Raw genomic sequence first — 20,070 nt, forward strand, 5'->3', positions numbered from 1 at the left:
CAGACCCCCATGGCACTTGAGAAGCTTCTTGAGGCGATCGTCCCCGAGGACATCCAGGCGTTCATCCGAGCGATCACCACGCCGGAGGACTACCTCCTCACCCGCGAGGTGTTCGCCGAACGGAACATAGACAACGTCAAGTTCCGTACCAAGAGCAGCAAGCGGCGCGTCAACGCGGCGAAGTTCCGCGCGTGGGAAGCCGCGCCGACCCTCGCGAGGCGGCGTGCCGAGCAGGTCATCAACGAAGGCATGCTGCCCTGGGTCGGCCAGGAACTGCCCTTCTCCGAACTCCAGATCATCCTGGCCGCCGTCGACCGCGGCCAGGACACCAGCGAGTTCCTCGACCTCCTCTACGACGACCTCGAACAGCACGTGGAGGCCACGAAAGCCGCCATGGAGATCGCCGCCGGACAAATGCTGTCCACCGGTGTGGTGTCCCTGCCCGGAGTCGCCCTGGATGTCGACTGGAAGGTGCCGGCCGCCAACCGGCCGACGGTCGCGGTGCCGTGGTCCCAATCGGATGCGGCCACCCCGATCACCGACGAGCTGGCGTGGATCCAATACCTGAAGAGCATCGGCGCACCGCGTCCCGAGCGGGTCATCAGCTCGGAGAAGGCGCTGTCGCTGCTCGGGTCCACGGCGGAGTACCGGGCCGCGTTCCACAACTCGCCGTCCACCGAGCAGATCCCGAGCGGCATGCTCGCGCCGGAGGAGGTCAACCGGGTCCGCGCCAAGTACAACCTGCCGCCCGTCACCACCTACGACGTGCAGGCGTACGACAGCAGCGACACCCTGGTGCGCACGACCCCGGAGTCACTGTGGGCGATGATCCCGCCGCGCCGCGAACAGTGGGGCGAGACTCAGTACGGCCTGACCGCCGAGGCGATCGAGCTGCGCGGCAAGGGAGTCATCACCGCCGAGGAGGCCCCCGGCATCGTGATCACCACCCACGTGCAGACGCGTACCCCCGTCCAGTTGTCCACGATCTCCGCCGCTGCTGCGATGCCCGTGCTGTACGTGCCGGACATCCACATCGCCGCGACGGTCTTCTAACGGGAGCTGGTCATGCCGAAGTTGGCGCGCACGGTATTCATGCGAGACCCCGAGCAGGGTCCGATCCGGCTGGAAGCGGGGGAGGAGGTTCCCGAGCGGCTCGCCCCGCTCATCCCGAACCCGGTCGCGTGGTCGGGGGAGGCTCCCTCTTCGGATGAGGTCACCCCGAACCCGGTCGGCGCGGACGGCGATGAGGGAGAGACGCCGACCGTGGCGGATCCTGCCTCGGAGCCGGAGCCGGAGCCGGAGCCGGAGCCGGAGCCGGAGCCGGAGCCGGAGCCGGAGCCGGAGCCGGAGCCGGAGCCGGAGCCCGTCAAGGCTCCGAGGCGACGCACCGCGAAGGCCGCCGGTGCGGGTGCGTAGGTAGTGGCACATCACCAGTGAGGCTCGGCACCGTCACGGTGCCGAGCCTCACCTCGTACGACAGGAGCATCGGATGGACATCGCTGTACGAGCCTGGTTGCTGGCCCAGCTCGGCCCCACCACGGACACCGTCGACCTGGACGCACGCTATGCGCGGCTGACCTCCGCTCGCGCTGTCGCAAACGAGGTCCTGGCCGAACGGCGCGCGAAGCTGCTCGCTGACCCGCTCCGCATGACCGTGGACGGCGTGGTCACCATCGACCAGAGCAACAACCTCGCGGGGCTCGAACGCCAGATCACCGCGCTCGTGGACCTTGTTCCGCCGGACGAACTGGCCGACGGAGACGACAGCACTGACCTCGTAACCGCGCCGCTGCTGCGCACCCACCGGAGCCGGTAGACCGGCATGCCCTACGAGTGGCCACCGCTGGTGCCCGGAGACCCGGACGAGATCGCGCGCCGCGTCGCGGCCGTCCTCGAAGACGCCTGGCAGCGACTCGCCGCCCAACAGCGGGCTGTCCTCAGCCAGTTCGCTGACGATCCAAGGACGCAGCACATCGCGGCGACGCTGGAGGAGTTCAAGCAGGCGATCCGCGCCTTCCTCCAACGTGTAGACCAAGAGGCCCAGCAGTTCGTCCAACGACAGCTACCGCATCTGTACGCCGCCGGCGCTCAATTCGCCGCCGAAGCCCTCAACGTGACCTTCACCTGGACCACCTTCCACCGCGACGCCATACAGTCGCTCGCGGCCGACTCCTACGCCGGCTTCCTGCGCCGCTCCCAGGAAGCCCAGCGCATGGCCAGCCAGTTCTATAGGGCGGCGCGAGAGGCAGCCCGCCGAGAGGTCCCGCTGCTCGCGGCGGGCAATTTGACGGCGAAACAGGCTGCGCGGAATCTGGCAGCCAGGCTTGCCGCCGAGCACAAGCTGACGCACGTCGTCTACCGCAACGGTGCTCGCGTCCCGGTCCAGGCCTGGGCGGAGGCGGCAACCCTCGCGAAGAGCGCAGTGGCGTACAACGCCGGAACCCTCAACCGCACCGCCGAGGCTGGCGTCCGGCACGTCGAGGTCTTCGACGGGTTCGACTGCGGTTGGCTAACCCACACTGACCTCGACAAGGCGAACGGCACGGTACGATCCGTGGAGGACGCCACCGGCGCTCCGATCTCGCATCCCCGTTGCCGCAGGGCCTTCGGTCCACGGCCGGATCTGACGTCGGTCTGACGTTGCCGGAAGTGACGGTCGCCGTGTTGCGCCAGCCTCCGCCAGCGCGCCTCGATGATCTGGGTCAAGGACCGCACCGGGATGCCGTGTTGATCAGGACCCGCTAGGCGCCCTAGCCGTGACGTACCAAGCCGGCACATCGTCGGCAGGCAGGTTCATGATCCTGCCAATCTTGCGTAGGCACTCCGGTTCCGCTGCCAGCACCGCAGCCTTCACCTCGTCACGGGCGCGACTCAGCTGCGCCGACCCGAGCGGCGCGCTGTAGGTGCCACCCCACTCGAATACAGCCTGTTCCAAACCGCCATGACGATGGAGGACGCGAAACGTGGCAGCGATATCGACCTGTTCGCCACCTTTCTTATCGATTCGCTCGAAAAGGGAGAATTCGACAGAAACTCGCGCGGCTGGATCAGGCGATCTGAACATCTCGCCCTGGAGGAACGACCAAGTTGGCATCGTCCGCCTCGGGAACAGATTCGTCGCGTCGAACGGTGGAGCCTGCCCCGGGTGCTCGCGGAACGATTCGGCCAGCATTGCGCGGAGATGCCCGCGAACCTCTTCGTTGAACGCCTCCATATCGGCTTGGGCGCGATCGAGTTGCTGGGTCCGACGCTCAGCCTCCTGCTCCGCCTCGATGTGAGGGTGAGCAAGGGCACGTACGCGTTCCCGGAGCTCATCGATGTTCGCATCGGGGCGCACTTCCGGCGGCGCGGCCAGGGTTGCTCGCAGTTCCTTTGCCAGATCTGCCATCGTGGGTCTGCTTTCGGGTTGCAGGCGGGTGCAGCGAACGATCAGCTCGTCCAGCTCTGCGTTCCATGGATAGGTGATCCAGGTGTTCAGACCGTACGGTTTGCCGGGCCGGTATTCGCCGGGCAGGGGAAAGTTCTGGCCAGATAGGAGGGCCCACAAGGTCTTGGCCAGCGACCATACGTCGGCCGGGCCGTGATCGGCGATGTCGGCTTCCTGGAGCATTTCCGGGGCATGGAAATTCGCCGGTCCCAGTTTGCGCCCTGCCTCAGTGAGGTTGTCCTTTCCGGGGAAGCTCACCAACCCGAAGTCCCCGATTTCCCATTTCCCCTCGCGCTGGAACAGGTTGTCGGGCTTAATGTCCCGGTGCCCGATCCCCTTCTCCGCGAGCCTGGCCAGGGTCTCCGCGTACGTGGCGATGGCGTCCAGGACCTTCTCCGGCGAGGCGGACTGTCCCAGGGCGGTGCGGAGCGGCGTGGCCATTGGCATCACGTACCAGCTCACGTCGACACGTTCCGTCGCGAGCTGACTGTCAATCAGGGGCAGGACACCGTCACCGGCGTACTCGCGCAGGAACTGGACCTCTGCGGCGAACCGACCCTCCCTGTCAGCGAAGGTCGTCTTCGTCAACGTCTTGATGGCGTAACGCCCCTGGTAGCCCTCGCCGCGCACCTCCCAGACGATGCCGTTGCCTCCGCTGCCGAGCTTCTTGGTACCTACCAAGGTCCAGCCCCCCAGGACTGCGCCCTCTTCGGAAGACCACCGCCTCTTACGCGACCCCGCCACGGCCACCACCGATCTGCTCTGATCCGTTCGCTACGGCATTGTGCGCCGCCCGTTCGGCTACTCGCGAGTCGCGTCGTTTCGCCCAGCTGCATTGAAGGCGACGGACCGGTGACCGAGCTGCGCCGTGAGGACCGCGAGGCGCCCATGCGCTGATTGTGGTCGGCGGGAGGGCGGTAGTGGTCAACGGCCGCCCACGGCGTCCCACATGGCGCGGGGGGCGGGGATTTCGCGTTGCACGCCACGGGCGCCGCGCCGTGCGACGGGCGTGCGCCTGTGCACGACACCCTGCGCGGTAGGGCGGCAGTCGGGTAGGGCAGCATCTGCTCAGCCATCGCCTGACCGTGAGGGGTCGTCATGCTGTCCACCCGCCGTGCCGCTTCGTCCGTCCTGCTCACCTGCCTGATGGTCGCGGGCTGTTCCCCCACCGCGCTGGGCGGCTCCACGTCGTCCGGGAGCCCGAGTGCAACGTCGGCTGCGTCGGGTGCTGCCGGGGCCGGGCGGGCGATCGCGGTGGGGGCAGGTCCGCAGAAGACGTACACGGTCCAACAGCAGCCGGCCGCGGGCAGTTGCCACTACCAGTATCTGAAGGGTGAGCCGCTGGAGGATCCGAAGTGCACGCCGGGAGCTATCTCCCCGGCGGTCACCCAGTCGAATCTGAAGTCGACGATCTGCCGCAAGGGTGGCTACACCTCCGGCATCCGCCCCTCCACGTCCGTTACCGGGAAGGAGAAGGAGCTGAATGCCGCCTCCTACGGCTTCACTGGTCGCATGGGTGATGCTGAGTACGACCACCTCATCAGCCTGCAGCTGGGGGGTGACCCGAACGACTACCGCAACCTGTGGGTGGAGCCCGCCGACCCCGGCCACAGGAAGGGCTCGGGGGTCAACAACGCGAAGGATCCGGTGGAGACGAAGCTGCACACTGCGGTCTGTAAGGGCAAGGTCACCCTCGCCGCCGCGCAGCAGGCGATCGTCACTGACTGGACCACCGCCCTCAGTCGACTCGGACTCGGCTGAGGCGCCGCGCCGCGCAGTCGGAGAGGCAACTGTCGTGGTGCGGGGGCGAATTGAGCAGGATGCGGCACGCCGGAAACGCTGAGTGCGAGGCCGTGGCAGTCATCCGGCCCGTCGCTCCCCCCGTAGCGACGGGCCGGACCTGTTTCACGGGCGAGGAGGGCCGCGCTGCCCTGCGGACGAGTGCCGCAAAGGAGGGGCTGGCTAGTCGGTGATGTGCAGTGCGGTGTCTGGGCGGCAGATCGGACAGGCAGGCACCCCGTCGACGGTGAGGAGGCGGCGGGCGCCATCCTGGTCGACCTGCCGTCTTCGGCGGCCGGCCATGCCGCAGTCGCCGACGTGCACGGCCAGCGGGTGCCCTGTGGCGCGGTTGAGTTCGAGGATCCAGTCCGGTATTGGCGGGCGATGCGTCCGGCAGTGCTCCTCTTCGGCCTGACGCTGTTCCAGTGCGGCGATCTTGCGGTCGATGCGGGCCAGCCACATGGCATTCCAGGTCCGCAGCGTCTGGAGCCGCTCCAGGTCGTCCGGAAGGTCCCGCGAGTTATCGAACACATTTTCCACTCTAGGCGCGGGGAGGCGTCTTCCGCACTCGCGCATTCGATCGCATGTTCGATAATGTGGCGGGGGAGGTGAGTGCCGGATGAGTACCAAGCCGACGGGGCGGCGGCCGGGTGTGGTGATGCATGTGCGCTGCCCGGACCGGCTGCCGGAGGAGACCTACCGGCAGGTCCTGGAGCAGATGCGGGAGCTCTCGCCGGTGGTGCAGGCTCTCCCGCCCACGGCCGCCCTGGTCGACCTGCGCGGCGCGCTGCGCTACCACGGCGCGACCGCCTCCCACCTGGGGGAGATCCTGCGTCTTCGGACGGTCTCCCGCTACGGCGTCGACGTCCGCGTCGGTATCGGCCCGACCATCACCGTTGCCGCGACCGCCTCCGCCCAGGTAGGCCACCCGGGCGGCGTCCTGGCCATCGAGGAGGGCGACGTCGCAGACTGGCTTGCCCTGCTCCTGGTGGAGGACCTGCACGGCATCGGCCCCCGCCAGGCCGCCACCCTTCGGCACTACGGCGTCGACCGCGTCGGCCTTCTCGCCGCGCTTCCGGCGGAGACCGTGCAGCGCCTGCTGGGGCGAGCGGGCTGTACGGCCGTCGACCGGGCCCTCGGTATAGACGCCCGGACCGTCACCCCGCGCCGCCTGCCAGCCTCCGTCAGCGTCCGGCACCGGTTCCCCCACGACGTCCTCGACGGTGCCGTGGCGCGCTCAGCCCTGCTGGGCGTCGTCGTGCAGCTCGGTGTCGAGCTGCGCCGTCGAGGGCAGGCCGCGCGCGCTCTCACGCTCACGCTGACGTTTGCCGGAGGACTGGCGTGGGAGAAGACCCGTCGCCTGGCCGAGCCGTCTGGGCATGAGGACGACCTGCGTCAGCTCACCTACCAGATCATGGATGCCGCAGGTCTCCAGCGAGGTCGGCTGACCGGCCTCGCGCTGCGCGGCGAGGACCTGGTCGACGGCGACCATGTCGCCGAACAGCTCAGTCTGGATGCCGCGCGGCAGGCCCGTCTTGTGGCGGAGTCGACCGCCGACCGGATCCGGGAGAAGTTCGGGACCGGCGCGATCGGTCCGGCCGCCACCTACCGGCCAGCCTCTTGACCTCATGTAGAAAGCTGGCAGGGGAGTGTCAACGACATCATCGCGTGAGCGACGCCGCAGGAACCCATGACGGGCCCGCTCGGCGGGCGGTCTTGGCTCACTTCGGTCCCCGTGCTCCCTGAACTTCCCCACTGGCTTGAGGCTTCGATCAAGTGAGGCGAGGAGTGGTCCCAGCCCTGGAGCACAGCCTTGACAATGAAGCTGGGCGTGGTGAGTGTCTTTGAAGCCGCACCAATCATCACCAAGGCCTACCGTGACGAGGTCTCTGCTCGATTCTTGTAAGGGGGAAGGTGTGTGACTTTCACGATTCTCGCGGCGGACCCGCACACTGGTGAGTTAGGGGTTGCGTCGTTCAGCTTTGGGCTTGCCGTCGGAGCCGGCATTGTGCACCACTCCCACAAATACGGACTTGTCGCCGTGCAGGCGCTTGGCGATCCAGCGTGGGCATCTCGTCTGCTTCCGAACCTTGCTTCGGACGCGTGGTCCGATGCCGTTGCCGAGCTCAGCCAAACACCTGGTTTCGAATCCGGTCAGGTGGCTGGACTATCGACTAGCGGCGACACATTCGCATTCACTGGCTCGGACACGGAGGCGTTCGCCGGGGCTGCTTGCGAGCAGAACATCTGCTGTGCCGCGAACCTCATGGCGGTTGACTCCCTTCCCATCTTGGTGACCGATTACTTCCGGTCGCTCGACCCCCAGATGTCGTTGGCTTCCCGACTCGTCCAGTCGGCGCACCACGCAGACGTGTTGGGTGGCGATGTGCGTGGGCGCATGTCGGCCTTCGTCAGGACATTCCACAGCGATCCGGAATACAGGCCGGTGGACTTGCGTGTCGACTGCCACCCGGATGCTGTCTTGCAACTGGTGCACCTTGTGCGGATCGAGCGGGCTCACAGGTTCCTCACTTCGGCGCTCGACGAGCAAGGCAGGTACGCCAACGTTTCGGCTACCCAAGCTGCCTACCAGCTCGCTCCGGAAAGCGCGGTCACTGCGTCGGCGTACTTGCTCGCCCGACTCCGGACGCAGGACCTGACCGATCCGGAGCTGAGAGCCTTTACCGACGAGCTGGTTCGACAACAACCCTCTCTTCCTGAGCGTCTTCGGCGACTGGAGTCGGCGGGGCGCCTTCCGGCCGGAACAGTAGAGGGGCTCGACCTACTCGAGGCACCTCATCGGGATGCATGATGCGGTAGGAGACCGCCACCTGCCGCACCAGCGACTCCCCCCTCCCGCCGTACCGAGCAGGTCCTCACCGAAGAGGAGACCGACCGCGTACGTACCAACGTTATGTGGGGTGCTGCACAGGCCCTCGGTCATGCCGATCCGCAGTTCGACGTCCACGAGTTCGCACAGGCGTGCGGCGTCAACACCAGCCGCGCGGCCAAGAGTTCCTGGATCGAGAACGGCCTTCGAATGGAGGTCGGCCTGTACATGCAGCCCGGCACGTGGAAGTTCGACCCGCTCACCGAGGTCGTCACCACCGACACCAGCGATGCCTACCACGCGAGCACGAGTTGTTCGCTGTTCCGCCGGGGGTACCAGAACGCCCAGATTCGTCGCTTCGTACCCGGCCGTTTGCCCGCGAATCGAAGGCCGTGCCAGTGCATCACTTTGAACCGCACCTGAGGTAACGGGAGCCCCGCCGCCGTGGTGCGGCGGGGCCTGTTCAGCCTGCCCAACCCACGTCGTACACCTCAATGCCGTCGGGGTACGCGGCGAACTCGACCCACGACCGTGGCCCCCAGCAGAGTGCGCCGTGTCGACCTCCGGGCGGCGGCCAAGAGTCCGGCCGAATGAGGGCCGCCGCGATCGTCTCGAAGATCTCCTGCTGGCCTTTGTCCGGGAGGTTGGCCAGCGCCTCCTCCACCCGAAACGCAAGGTCGACCCTGTACGTCATCGCGCCCCCCGTGCTTGTGATCGCTGAGGCAGCAACGTACTGCGAAGCTACGAAGTGGGTGACGGCCTGTGGATAACCGCAGATGTCTGTGGATAGCTCGCCGTAGCCGCGTCACCGTCACAACTTCCCTGATGCTTGGGCGAGTTCAAGCGTCAGGATGGATGACTACCGAATCGGGCTACACGCCGCTGGCGTAGTGTGACGCCGGTGAAGACAGTGCGCTTCCCTGAGTATCGGCAGTATGAGCAGATACGCACCAGGGCCAATAACGCCGTGATGGGCTTGCTGGCTGGCGCGGGCATGGCCTCGCACCTGCTGCAGTTGACCGAGGGCTCCGATCGGCTGCTGTCGGAAATCTTCCCCAACGTCCCCCACATCAAGAGACTCGACATGAAGTCCGTCTCCGCCAGGGCCATCCTCACCTCAGGTGACGTGCACCTCGGCGCGATGACAGTCCCCTACGTCCTCGGCATCCACGAAGACTTCATAAAGACCTGCCTCGGGATGCTCCAGCAAGCTGGTTACACCTTGTCGAAGCAGGACGTCAAGTACATCAAGGCTTGGACGCAACACGAGGAAATTGAGAGGGTTACCGGCGGCAACTTCTCAGCTGTCGAACTCCAGCAATTTCACGCACTGCGACTGATGCGTAACTGCTCGATCCATGCTGGTGGGCTTGTTGACTCCGAGCTCGTCAATTACTTGGCCACCTGGGACGCCGCATCGGAAGCGGGGTGGATCGCTCGGGTTGGCCGATCGCCGCGGACCGCGAAGCTGGGGGACAAGGTCGAGTTCGGACACGGGGAGATCGTGGCTGCCTTGGCGTGCACCAAGGCCCTGGCCCGCGAAGCCAACGTGTTGCTTCAGTCGGCTCTCACCCGCGATGCCTGGGCAGACCTCGTTGTCGAAGACGCTGCTGGGGAGCTGCCCGGGGTACTGAAAGAGCCGGCTCCGCAGCGACAGAAGAGGATCAAGGGCTTTGCACGCTTCCACTACTTGCCGCTTTCCCTGACTGAAACTGAGATCGCGGACGCCATCACACGAGCCAGCTGATCGACCGCAAAAACACTGATGCCCGTTCCGCTAGGAACGGGCATCAGTTAAAGAAAGGCGGGCTCTACCAATTGAGCTACAGCCATAAATGACCGCCGGGCTTCGAACCCGGATCACCGCGACTCTGTGAAGTTTTCGGTCGTGAACCGACGGGGCCTACGCCCAACTCCTATACAGCTTGACACTCTATCAGACCTGGCAGGACGGTGCTGAGACGTGGGCCGGTGGCCGCTTCCTGTCTCCGCCTACGGTGAAAACCACGTCCGCCCGGGTCTGTCCGGTGTTGCGGACGGTAAGGGGTTCGGCCATGGCCACCATACCGAGGATCACGCCCATGCTTACGACACCGGGCCATCTGTCGCTGCCCGGCGGAGATGGCCGGTGGTCGGTGGAGACCAAGCAGGACGGTCAGGGTGCCATCGTCCACGCTCCGCCGCCCACGGCCCCGCAGACTGGGCGGGCTCGGACCGCGGGGGCGCAGCCGGTGCTTGCAGGCGAAGGATCGGCAAGTGATGGGCAAGGGGACTGCCTACCCCGGCTGAATCAGCGACGCGGTCACCGAAGTAGGCGCGGGTGACTGTGGGGCGGCTGCTCCCGCCGTCGGCGCTCCCAAGAGCGCGTAGAGCGCGGCGAGCACGGCGCAGCCCGTCACCAGGGCGGCGCCGAGCTTCTCGTCCCGGTACGCGAGCACCACGGAAGTGGTGACAAGGGCGAGGATCACAATGGTTGTGAGGGACACGCGATGTCCTTCGTTCAGGCCCGGCCGTCGGCTCCTCCAAGATCCCGACGGTCGGGCGTTCCTGTGTTGACAGGAGACATTTCCACGACGAAAGGAGTGGAGCGACCGGCTTAACGGCTGCTATAGACGCCCGCTTTCGGCGCCTCGGCTGAGGCGTCGCGCAGCCCGGCCGGCGACTGTCATGCGGCAGAGACGAATTCAGCCAGACGAGGCATGCCAGAGACGGCGGGTGTGAGACCGTGGCAGTCATCCGGCCCGCCGCTTTCCCCCGTAGCGACGGGCCGGACCTGTTTCAGCGGGCGAAGACGACGGAGACGGGCTGATCGGGGAAGCTGCTCAACAATCCGGACAGCGCAGCGTGTTCGGCGGAGTCGACCGCAGATGCCCGCGGGGAGTTCACCGCAGCCGCGTCAGCGTCACAACGTTGTGTCGGGTTGTCTCGGCCAGCACCTCTACCATCAGGTCGACGACCACGGCTGTGTACACCTCACCCGTTCCCAGAGCGGCCGTGTGCCCCGGCTCGGAAAGGGGCAGCTGCGCCGCGACCTGGGCTGCCAACCGTGCACCCATGGCCCGGGTGGCTCGCGAGGTTGCCTCAATAGGAGTTCGACCGTCTTATGCGCACACCTGTCCCCGTCCTCGCCTATCGCCGCCGCCGCACGAAGGCGGTGGAGGAGCAGATTGATGCCGTCGAGCGCGCTCTGGGCGTGTTGGGTTACCCGTGGATCGCCTTGCCCCTGCATATCCGTGTCGCGCTGCGCGAATACCAGTCGGGGGATACGTGGGCCAGGGTGCAGAAATTCTGCCGCTTAATGCTCGCCTACTACTGTGCCATGTACGTCGCAGCTCTCGTCCGCAACGAGCCGTGGCACCCCGGGGTCATGGTCGCCTTCCTCTTCTTTACACTTCCCCTTTGGGTAGTCATCCCCACCTATTGGGCTCCGCGTTACCGCCGTCGGTACCTGCTTGTGGCCGCCTGCGTCGCGGCCATCAGCGTCTGTGCCGAAGCCCGAACGAAGGGGGGCATCCTGAGGCCCTGGATCCTGCAGTCGGTCTCGTCCGAGGTAGCCGCCGTAGAACGAGCGATCTTCCGCGCCCGTCGTGACCACCAGACGGTGGCACGTGGGCGCCGATCTCGGCAGGCCGGTCTCCGCCGGCATGCCGAAAGGGTGGTGGCCGCTCTACGAGCCGCCGAGGAGCGATTGGACGTCGATCGTCAGGATGCGGCGCTGGAGGTTCTGTCAGGTCTGCTGATCGGGATCGCCTCCAGTGCCGCCTCGGGCCGAATTGGTGCGCTGCTGCCAGAGAGCATCACTGATCGGTACAAGGACGTACGGGTTCGTGACTGGGAGGTTCTGCGCACTGCGGCTGTCGCGGTGGCGATCACGGGTGCGGCAGTCGGGGTGGGGCTACTGGGCTTGGAGGAGGCTGCGGCCTGGGCCGTCATCGCGGGGGTGTTCGTTCTCGCCGCCCTTGCAGCGTTCGGATCCCAGTGGCGGCGGCAAATCCCACTTCTCGACCTCTTCCGCCCCTCCTGACCGGCACGCGGCGTCCATCCCGTGCTAGGCCGTTTCGTTTGGATCATCGGGCGGATCAGCGACAGATGCCATTAGTGAGACACCCGGCGTGGGTCGGCTCAGTCCCATGCCGAGTGACGCTCGGATGCGGCCGTTCAGCTCCGGACACCTCAATGTTTGGAGGGCGATCCGCCCCACCAGCCCTCTCGTCGCACTCATGTGGCTGCAAGTGACGGTGTGCGCCGCTACCATCGCGGCATGCCAGGGGAAGCGATGCACATCAAGGGGGCAGATGGTGCAAGGCGGGCAAAACGGTGGCTCGACTCGACCACGAGGGTGCGCAGCTCCTGGACCAATGAAGACTCCGTGATGGCTTCAAGGCTGGAGTTTAACTGGCCTCATGGTGAGAAAAGACCCTACTCGTTCGATGTGGGCGGAATTCTCAGCGGCGGGGAGTTCGATGGGCATTTCTTCGTTGTCGAATGTAAAAACTACGATGACGCCAGCGATCAGGGTACCCATTACGACGACTGGGTAGCTAAGTGCTATCTCACGCGGCGAGATCATCACCGCCTGGCAGACCACTTCATGTGGATCACCTGGCACCCATTCCGTGTTACGAAGTGGACTTCACTCTGTAGCCCAGAAGCTGTCACCGAGGGACTGCTTCAACCTCGCAATATCGAGCGGATTTTCGACACGCGAGATAGGGGTGAGGCTCTTTCCAAGATCGATCAAGGTATTGTGGCTGACGTTGCAGAGCATCTTTGGTTGATTGTACTGAATGAGAAGCAAGAGAAGCTTGTGATCACGCCTCAACATCGCGGGCTTATTCTCGCCCATCAAGCCGAGAAGGGGGAAATCTGATGAGTGAATACTCTATCGCCATCTCCAATCTCGTGGGGGACGATCCTGCCCGAAACGTAGAGTCGATTAAGAGTGCGGTGATTGCTAACCTCCGGTCCTCTGACGAGGCGGTTCGCGTCGAGTCGACCGAGTATTTCAATCACACCTATGCACCTGACCTTGTGCTTCGATGGGTTGGTAGCAAAGAAGAACGTCAGGTTTTCCTCAGAACGAACACTAACCCGCAGTACCTTAGAGAGGACATCGAGGTTATTTCTGAGCGGCAGCCTATCTTGATGCCGCTAGCTCCGTTGCGGGACCAGGGCTACACCGAGGAACTAGGACGCGAGTCAGCAAACGCCAGGACCTTGGTCGCCGATCCGGACAGTCTCCAGACATTCTCGGCTGACCGGCTGGAGCGCCCGGTGCTGGGACTGCTCTCGCGCGCTGTACTACAGGGCGGCAAAGGCCTGGTCGACCAGACGAGGGCGCGCTCTACGAGTGAAGCTGTCGGCTTGGGGTTCGCTGGTGCACAGCGGGCCGAGGTTGATCAGACGCGCGGAGCCGTGGAAGCGGCCGAGTCCCTGCTTGACCCGTCCCACGCCGACCAGTTCACCCGGCTCCTTCACGCCGTCTGGCTGGGCTCCGGGGCGTCCCCAGCTAGTTTCCCTGGTGCGACCGACGTCCGGCCGGACCTGGACGCAGAAGGTTTGAAGCTGCTGCTTGAAATCGCCGTTGCTGAGGATGAAGAGTTCTGGCAGCGTATTGGGTCCGGTGTGTCTCTGGCCCAGTTGTGCGAGATCGAGATGCCGGCTAGCTCCGTCAACCTCCAGCGACTCGTTAGAGCGAATCTGGATCGCTTCAAGGCAAAGAGTTGCCGTGTGTCCGGTGCACTTACGGAGAGCGAGTACGGAGCCGAGCCCAGGTGGTTCACTCACGCGGGAATCCTCGGGTACGCGACCGACCGATACCGCGCTCTGTTCTCGGTCGGCCCGATCTCTTCCATGGATTTCATGGAAGAGATCGAGGACGGTTCAGTTGATCTACCTGAACTACTCGACAGAGCTACCGAAGCCGGAGTGGTCATCAGTGAGCTTGTGATCGAATCAGCTGCGGGAGGCCAGATTGAATACACGGCACCGCCCCTCAGCCTAGGTACCGATGTGATTCTTGATGACCTCCGGGGCGCCCTCGGGCAGCGGTCCTCGGTGAGGGCAGCGGTCATCTCGCTCGGCGGAACGAGGCACATCAAGTGCGATCTAACGAGGAGGGCTGCCACAGGCCGCACGGTGGCGAAGATTTACCTGTCGGAGTTCATGCAGAGCGCCATCCCGCTGCTCAGGACACTTCGGCGCAGTGAGCACGGCGAGATCCTTCGTCTCATGGAAAGCCTCCCTGACACACCGGTGAGGCTGCGTGGGGAGAGCGAGATCGACGACGGCGCTGCGGAGTAGGGGGAACGCATGGGCCGGAGGCAGGAATGGCTGGGGCGTTGCACCCGGTACTTCCGCCGCCTACACGCTCCTTTTTCTAGACCTGGCCGGTTGGGGGCGGATCAGATAGCCGTGCGCAGGTCTTCGAACGCGGCACCTACGCAATTCGGTCCGTACGCGGCGAGTGCCCACAGAGCAGTGATCTTCGCTGCTCCGGTCCAAAGGCCCTCGGCTGCTATGGGTGGGCGGAACGCGCGAACCTTGAGTTGCTGCTCCGTGAAGGGGCGACAGTCCAGATAGCGCATGCCACCGGTGCCGCAGAGGTACGTGTTGGCGCCGACGGCGCTGGTGAGATCTGCCAGCCGTGTCGAGCGGTCCGAGGAAGTGGTGAGATCGCTACTGCGCAGGATGGTGCCGCGCCAACCTAGGAGATTCAGCAGGGCACGGGTGGTGGCCTCTGCAACGGCCGAGGTGCCAGCTGCCTCCGTGACGGTGTGGGCGACGGGTTCGAGCGCGGCATGCAGCAACTTCCAGTGGGGGCTGGTGTGGTAGTGCTGCGCGGGCAATTGGCCGAGGCGGCGCGCGGCACGCTGCGGTTCGGCGAGTTGAGCATCCCGAATCAACGTTGCGCGGCCCTGAGGGAGATGGGTTTCGACAGATAGCCACTGTTGCTGCTGCGGGTTGTCGAGTGCGGCGAGGCGGGCGCGGTGCTGGTAGTCGCGGCGGGTGAACTGGACGTCGTCGAGGAGTACCCAGATGTCGGCCGCGTATAGCTTCGCCAGAGTGGAAAGGCGGGGCAGCAGGTTGGGCTGATGGATCGCGCACGAACGCACCGGCCACGCGCTGGGGGGCGCGGCTGCACGGCTAAGCAGGCAGGAGCCAGCTGTCGTAGCCGCGGGTGCGGAGACGGTCGAAGGCATCGCGGACCCTTTCTGGGACGTGCTGCTCGATGGCGAACCCGCGCTTGGGGTACTTCAGCACCCGCTCCATATCGCCCATGAGCATGTCGATGAGCTGCTTCTCGTCATCGTGGGTCGTTACGTACTGATCGAACGACAACGGCTGGGAGGTGCAGACTGGCTCTACCTCAGGCCACTGTTTGCGGCATGTCGCGTAGGCCCGACGTTGCATGTAGGGCATGGAGATCAGCAGCAGGGTGGTCACCGCGATGCCTGCGTTCTCCAGCACCTCGCGGGAGTAGCCGATGTTCTGGCCGGTGTTGGTGGCCTTCGGCTCCAGCAGGATCGCCTTTTCCGGCATTCCGAGGGAGAGCGCGTGCTCGCGGTAGTGGGTCGCCTCGCCGCGGGGAAACCGCTCCTTGGTGGCGGCGCTGGTATCGCCGGTGAAGACCACGACTGGGAACATGCCGGCGTGGTACAGGTCGGCGGTGGTGGTGGCCACACCGAGATCGAGGCTGCCGAGGGTGATCGCAGCGGAGCAGGGTCGCAACTCGTGCCCCATCTGGTGGAAGTCCCAGATGGCGCGGGCATCGGCCCGGTCAGCGTCACTGATTGCGGCCCCAAGGCGGTCTGTCACGGGTACTCCTCGCTGTTACGAACGGTCTTGATGCTGCGTAGTTGATGTTTCAGGCCGTATCGGGTCGCGATGTCCGATGACTGGTCGAGCACGGCGTACCCCGCGCTGCGGGTGGCCGGGTCTGTGAGCAGGACATGGGCATGCGCAGTCTCGATCTGGACGCGCTGGAGCGGGGTCTCGAAGCGGCCGTTGCTGCGGGCGGTATCGATGTAGGCCAGGGCCTGAGTGAGATCGCCGACACCACGGTGGGCCAATGCGAGTTTCTGTTGGGCGGTCGCCCAGTCCTCTGGTTCGTCCAGTTCCTCGAACCACTCGGCTGCCCGCTGCATGACCTGGATGGCGAACTCGTTGCCGCCATCCTTGGCGAGGGCAGTGCCGATCCAAAGCAGGGCACGGGCGCGGTCGGTGGAGCCGAGCCTTTCGTCGTCCGTGAGTAGCTTGTAGCGGGTGGCTGCGGTGGTGTGGCGTCCGGCCATCTCGGTGACCACGGCCAGGGAGAGTTCGATCTGCGCGGCTCGGCGGGGGATGCCGAGTTCGGTGAACACGTTGTGCGCGTCGGTGTACAGCCGCTTGGCGGTCATTAGGTCCTGAAGGGTGCCCTGGAGGCGCCGAAGGTCGCCGGACAGTACCAACGAACGTCCGTACAGATACAGACCCCGATGATCTAGGTTGTGGGGCTGGATGCGGCCGAGCCAGCGTTCCAGCAGGGTGGCAGCGAAGGCGAAGTCCTGACGGTCGAGGCACACCACAATGCGCTCCAGGTCCTCGGCCCAGGTCTCTTGGTCGGCGATGGCGGGCGACTGCGTTCCGTTTTGTCGCCGCCCCAGTGATCCCCGGGCGAGGAGTTGCTCGAAGCGGGCCTGAGCGGTGGCATCGGCGCGGGCGAGTGCTGTGTCGAGGATGGCCTGAGTGTCGGGATAGGGACATGTATCCGTGCCGAACTTCTCCCACTTGGAGACGGTGCGGATGCCGACGCCGAGGTGCGCTGCGTAGGTACGCACGCTCATGCGCAGAGCCTGTCGCAGCAGACCAGCCTCGCGGCCGGTCCATCGCCTCACGCTCACCACAGGGCGCCTCCCTCCTGCCGCCAATGGAAGCACGCACGGTAAGTGACGGGCCACGGAAGTGCCACAAAGGTGCAACGGCCGTTCATTCCCGCCGGACTGTAGGTGGGACAGGCTCGATGAGTCCCATTCGCCCGCCCCCGTTGTGGAGGTCATCCGCGTGGTCACCCTCACCGAGCGCCACTCGGTTCCGGGCCCGGACGTCTACGGCTTTCTGCGGCTGACTCAAACCACACGGGGCCGGCGCCGCGTCTTATCGGCGGTCGTGGACGAGTATTGCCGGGCTCACGAGTTGACGCTGGCCGCCCTATTCGTCGAGCACGCCCCCGTCGACTTCTTCTCCCCGGCCTTCGTCGGGCTGCTCGACACCCTCGCCTTGCCAGAGGCATACGGCGTCGTCGTCCCCTCCCTCGGCCATCTCGGCCCCAGCCGTACGGCAGCCAAACGTGCGCGGATCATCCGCGGCTTCGGCGCCCGCCTGATGCCGGTGCGCTTCCCGACCTTGACCTTTCAGGATGCTGACAGATGTCACTCATGAGCCTGCGCAACACTCCCCAGATCGCGCTACCCAACCGCCCCAACTCCGTTCGGGCCGCGCACGCCATCGCTGGTCGTGTCAGCGCCAAATGTAATCGGGGCACGCGATCGACAGCCGATCGGCAAACCCGAGTGGGCGACCGTGGAAGTGGGCGGTCGAGCGTGGTGACCACGGTCTTTCCGTCCCTAGTCCCGCGGTACGACCCTGCGGGGGAGCCCGCCCGCTTCCGGACTACATGAAGGTGTGGAAGAAGATGCGGTCAATTCCCCCCACAACGGATCGCCGTGTCCAGCGAGTAGCGATGCCTCCGGTGGCTGTAGCTCGCGGGCGGACGGAGGGTGCGGCATGACGTTGGTCGCGACCATCGCGCGAACGTGCCCCAGAATCCTCCCTCCTCTCCGCGAGTACCTCGGATTCAACATGTCCTTCGAGCGACACGAGGGCTCCACGGCTGGCGGTATCGCCGATGCAGACCGAGCTGTGCCGCATCGCGCGCGGGTCATCGTCCGGGCCGGGCTGCGGTATTGGGGCTGGCCGGGACTCATCGAGTCCGCCGATCTACTCGTCACCGAGCTGGTCACGAACGCGTTCGAACACGGGATCGGCGACGTCGGGCTTCGCGTGTATCTCACCGACACGCACCTCCTGATCGAGGTGCGGGACGGCTCTCATCAACTCCCCGAACTGCGTGAGGCCGCTCTCGACGATGAGGACGGCCGCGGGCTCTTCCTTGTTCGCGCTATCGCCGACGCCTGGGGCGTCAGCTCTGACGGCATGACGACCTGGTGCTCCCTCCCTCTTGTGAGAAGGAACGACGACATGGAACACGGTGGTGTCGCTGTGATCCCCGATCTCGGGTCCGCAGAGGCCAAGTGGATCCACAAGGAGGTGTTCCGGGCTACCCGTCATGCTGCCGGGAACGCGTACCGCTACACCCGCCTGTACCTGACCGCATACCTGCCCCAGGACCACGGCTTTGTGGACATCGAGGATCTGTCCGCGATCGGTCGTGTGCTGATGGCCAACGCCTTCGCGCACGCCGGTGCACCCGAGCGCGCCCGGTTCACCATGCAGTGGGCACTTCTCCAGACCGGCGAACTCGTCTTTCAGGTGCACGACAGCCGTCGCGAATTCCCGGACTTCGACAAGGCCGTGAGCTGCAAGCCGGCCGCGGGCGAGCGACCCCGCGGCTTGTGGACCGCGCGTGGGCTCGGAGCTGAGATCTCCTACGCCCCCACGGACGAAGGAAAGATCGTCCAGGCACTGATCAAGCCCCACGCACTGCCCGTCTAACCCCGGCCCAACATCGTCCCCCTGACTGGCCGTCGGGGTGCTGTGCGCCTTGCCTCCCCCGTCGAGGCCCGCATCCCGGCGGCCAACTCCCCTCTGCTCAGGCCCTCTTGAGGGCTTGAACACATCCTTACCCGCGTTCACGCCTTGCCCCGAGCCGAATCCCTGCCGCACTTCCACCTCCAACCCCGAGGCCGTTATGTCCGATTTACCGCTGACCGGTGCCGCCCCCGGCGCCTACCGGGATGATCTTGCGACGCCCCCTCATGGCATGACTCTGATCGTCAGCCCGGTCGGAGCCGACTCCGATCTGCGAGCCGCGCTGGAAGACCTGCGGATGGGGCGCTACGTGGCCGCCCGTGACCTGCTCATCCGGACGGGATCGAACTGGACGTTGCTCGCGCGGCGTTGCCAACTGCTGTTGTCCGACCCCGGCGCGCGAAGCGTCATCAAGATGTGGCGGGACGAGGAACCGCACAGCCGGCAGGCGTCCGTGCTGTGGGCTCGCGCCCTGACCCACGGGGCGTTGCAGCTCCAGCGTGAGGGCAGGGCGGACGGTGTCGTGCACCGTGCGGCTGGGATGGCGCACAAGGAATGGATGTGGGCAGAAGCCCTCTGGCCGGAGTCTCCCGAGCCGTGGAACGGCCGGCTTCAGCTGACCCAACTCCCTTACGATCCGCGGTACTTCGACCCCTCCTGGCGAAACCGCACCGAGCCGTGGGACCGGCTGGACGATGTCGAGATGCACTTGTCCGGGCCGTGGCCCCTGTGGGCCGAGGCAGACCGGCGTCACCCTGGCAACAGGGATGCGCACCACCGTATGCGCGAGTACTTCCTGCACCGCCGCGGAGCTGTTCCTGCCCTCCAGTACTCGCAGTGGATCGCCTCGGCCCGTCAACCGCATCCCGAGCTGCAGATGTTGCCGCTGTACGCGCGCATGGACGTGTACAGGGAACAGCATGGCAGCGGTCAGAGGGGCACTCTCGGGTTCTGGCAGACGGACCAGGCGCACCGCTGTGCGATGCGGGCGTATACGGAGTGGTTCTCCCCGATTCCTGCCACCGAGTACCGATGGCTGTCGCCCTGGGACCTGAACCATCTGGTGCACGCCCTGGTGTCCTGCGGTGCGACCGGCCCGGCCAGGCAGGTGTTCAACGCTCTGGGCCCCTACGCCACGCCCCAGCCGTGGAAGGACGTCAACGACAGCCTCGGCCGCTCCCGGGACTGGACGGACGAGTTTGTCCACATCCGCGCCGCCGTCCTGAGATAGGGCGCGCCCGTTGAACGCTCGCGCCCCACCACCGTTCCGTGCGCCTGCTCCTTC

22 protein-coding genes are annotated in these 20,070 nt (G+C 65.7%); 15 read left to right on the forward strand and 7 right to left on the reverse strand.

The window, feature by feature from the left end; all coding sequences use genetic code 11:
- Positions 1–9 precede the first annotated feature (9 nt).
- The 4 genes from OG714_RS34290 (at position 10) to OG714_RS34305 (ending at position 2,638) form a co-directional block, all read left to right on the forward strand.
- Entirely contained in the window at positions 10–1,053 is a 1,044-nt protein-coding gene (locus tag OG714_RS34290; protein ID WP_200725138.1) for a major capsid protein, read from the forward strand.
- A 12-nt stretch (positions 1,054–1,065) separates the two neighbouring features.
- Positions 1,066–1,416, forward strand: a complete 351-nt coding sequence (locus OG714_RS34295) for a hypothetical protein (RefSeq protein WP_406126862.1) — start codon at positions 1,066–1,068, stop codon at positions 1,414–1,416.
- Positions 1,417–1,489: 73 nt separating this feature from the next.
- Positions 1,490–1,816: a hypothetical protein gene (locus OG714_RS34300; protein ID WP_317879312.1), complete on the forward strand. Its 327-nt coding sequence runs from the start codon at positions 1,490–1,492 to the stop codon at positions 1,814–1,816.
- A gap of 6 nt (positions 1,817–1,822) precedes the next feature.
- Positions 1,823–2,638 (forward strand): phage minor capsid protein, encoded by an 816-nt coding sequence (locus tag OG714_RS34305; protein WP_406126864.1) that lies wholly within the window; start codon positions 1,823–1,825, stop codon positions 2,636–2,638.
- 93 nt (positions 2,639–2,731) lie between these two features.
- Here OG714_RS34305 and OG714_RS34310 read toward each other — a convergent pair whose 3' ends face one another.
- Positions 2,732–4,108 (reverse strand): protein kinase domain-containing protein, encoded by a 1,377-nt coding sequence (locus tag OG714_RS34310; RefSeq protein WP_406126866.1) that lies wholly within the window; start codon positions 4,106–4,108, stop codon positions 2,732–2,734.
- A 417-nt stretch (positions 4,109–4,525) separates the two neighbouring features.
- On the opposite strand from OG714_RS34310, the gene OG714_RS34315 reads away from it, so the two are divergent.
- A complete protein-coding gene (locus OG714_RS34315; protein ID WP_406126868.1) occupies positions 4,526–5,188 on the forward strand; it encodes a hypothetical protein in 663 nt (220 codons plus the stop codon).
- Between the two features lie 201 nt (positions 5,189–5,389).
- Here OG714_RS34315 and OG714_RS34320 read toward each other — a convergent pair whose 3' ends face one another.
- Entirely contained in the window at positions 5,390–5,737 is a 348-nt protein-coding gene (locus tag OG714_RS34320) for a DUF6233 domain-containing protein (protein ID WP_406126869.1), read from the reverse strand.
- An 88-nt stretch (positions 5,738–5,825) separates the two neighbouring features.
- On the opposite strand from OG714_RS34320, the gene OG714_RS34325 reads away from it, so the two are divergent.
- The 3 genes from OG714_RS34325 (at position 5,826) to OG714_RS34335 (ending at position 8,459) form a co-directional block, all read left to right on the forward strand.
- A complete protein-coding gene (locus OG714_RS34325; RefSeq protein WP_406126871.1) occupies positions 5,826–6,830 on the forward strand; it encodes a hypothetical protein in 1,005 nt (334 codons plus the stop codon).
- Between the two features lie 294 nt (positions 6,831–7,124).
- Complete coding sequence (locus OG714_RS34330) at positions 7,125–8,018, forward strand: DUF1028 domain-containing protein (protein ID WP_406126872.1); 894 nt, start codon at positions 7,125–7,127, stop codon at positions 8,016–8,018.
- A 102-nt stretch (positions 8,019–8,120) separates the two neighbouring features.
- The gene (locus OG714_RS34335) at positions 8,121–8,459 is read left to right on the forward strand and encodes a hypothetical protein (RefSeq protein WP_406126874.1); all 339 of its coding nucleotides are present in this window, start codon (positions 8,121–8,123) and stop codon (positions 8,457–8,459) included.
- A gap of 40 nt (positions 8,460–8,499) precedes the next feature.
- On the opposite strand, the gene OG714_RS34340 is transcribed toward OG714_RS34335, so the two are convergent.
- Positions 8,500–8,730, reverse strand: coding sequence for a hypothetical protein (locus tag OG714_RS34340; protein ID WP_406126876.1), 231 nt, complete (start codon positions 8,728–8,730; stop codon positions 8,500–8,502).
- Positions 8,731–8,937: 207 nt separating this feature from the next.
- Here OG714_RS34340 and OG714_RS34345 point away from each other — a divergent pair, with 207 nt between their 5' ends.
- A complete protein-coding gene (locus tag OG714_RS34345) occupies positions 8,938–9,783 on the forward strand; it encodes a hypothetical protein (RefSeq protein ID WP_406126878.1) in 846 nt (281 codons plus the stop codon).
- Between the two features lie 529 nt (positions 9,784–10,312).
- Here the strand turns inward: OG714_RS34345 and OG714_RS34350 are convergent.
- The gene (locus OG714_RS34350) at positions 10,313–10,522 is read right to left on the reverse strand and encodes a hypothetical protein (protein ID WP_406126880.1); all 210 of its coding nucleotides are present in this window, start codon (positions 10,520–10,522) and stop codon (positions 10,313–10,315) included.
- Positions 10,523–11,139: 617 nt separating this feature from the next.
- Here OG714_RS34350 and OG714_RS34355 point away from each other — a divergent pair.
- The 3 genes from OG714_RS34355 (at position 11,140) to OG714_RS34365 (ending at position 14,339) form a co-directional block, all read left to right on the forward strand.
- Positions 11,140–12,060 (forward strand): hypothetical protein, encoded by a 921-nt coding sequence (locus tag OG714_RS34355; RefSeq protein WP_406126882.1) that lies wholly within the window; start codon positions 11,140–11,142, stop codon positions 12,058–12,060.
- Between the two features lie 237 nt (positions 12,061–12,297).
- Positions 12,298–12,906 carry a hypothetical protein gene (locus OG714_RS34360; protein WP_406126884.1) on the forward strand — a complete coding sequence of 203 codons (609 nt, stop codon included), beginning with the start codon at positions 12,298–12,300 and terminating at the stop codon, positions 12,904–12,906.
- Complete coding sequence (locus tag OG714_RS34365) at positions 12,906–14,339, forward strand: hypothetical protein (protein ID WP_406126885.1); 1,434 nt, start codon at positions 12,906–12,908, stop codon at positions 14,337–14,339. The genes OG714_RS34360 and OG714_RS34365 overlap by 1 nt, the downstream gene beginning before the upstream one ends.
- A gap of 101 nt (positions 14,340–14,440) precedes the next feature.
- Here OG714_RS34365 and OG714_RS34370 read toward each other — a convergent pair whose 3' ends face one another.
- Genes OG714_RS34370 through OG714_RS34380 form a run of 3 tightly spaced genes read right to left on the reverse strand, consistent with a single transcriptional unit; the run spans position 14,441 to position 16,861 of the window.
- Positions 14,441–15,151, reverse strand: a complete 711-nt coding sequence (locus tag OG714_RS34370; RefSeq protein WP_406126887.1) for a WbqC family protein — start codon at positions 15,149–15,151, stop codon at positions 14,441–14,443.
- Between the two features lie 31 nt (positions 15,152–15,182).
- On the reverse strand, positions 15,183–15,854 hold the full coding sequence (locus tag OG714_RS34375) for a YdcF family protein (protein WP_406126888.1): 672 nt from the start codon (positions 15,852–15,854) through the stop codon (positions 15,183–15,185).
- Positions 15,851–16,861: a hypothetical protein gene (locus OG714_RS34380; RefSeq protein WP_406126890.1), complete on the reverse strand. Its 1,011-nt coding sequence runs from the start codon at positions 16,859–16,861 to the stop codon at positions 15,851–15,853. Before OG714_RS34380 ends, OG714_RS34375 begins: the two co-directional genes overlap by 4 nt.
- Before the next feature lie 217 nt (positions 16,862–17,078).
- Between OG714_RS34380 and OG714_RS34385 the strand changes: the two genes are divergently transcribed.
- The 3 genes from OG714_RS34385 (at position 17,079) to OG714_RS34395 (ending at position 20,016) form a co-directional block, all read left to right on the forward strand.
- Positions 17,079–17,456 (forward strand): hypothetical protein, encoded by a 378-nt coding sequence (locus OG714_RS34385; RefSeq protein WP_406126891.1) that lies wholly within the window; start codon positions 17,079–17,081, stop codon positions 17,454–17,456.
- 420 nt (positions 17,457–17,876) lie between these two features.
- Entirely contained in the window at positions 17,877–18,749 is an 873-nt protein-coding gene (locus OG714_RS34390; protein ID WP_406126892.1) for an ATP-binding protein, read from the forward strand.
- Positions 18,750–19,017: 268 nt separating this feature from the next.
- The gene (locus OG714_RS34395) at positions 19,018–20,016 is read left to right on the forward strand and encodes a hypothetical protein (protein ID WP_406126894.1); all 999 of its coding nucleotides are present in this window, start codon (positions 19,018–19,020) and stop codon (positions 20,014–20,016) included.
- The last annotated feature ends 54 nt before the right edge of the window (positions 20,017–20,070 follow it).

It is taken from the genome of Streptomyces sp. NBC_00989, from assembly GCF_045162655.1.
GTDB lineage: Bacteria > Actinomycetota > Actinomycetes > Streptomycetales > Streptomycetaceae > Streptomyces.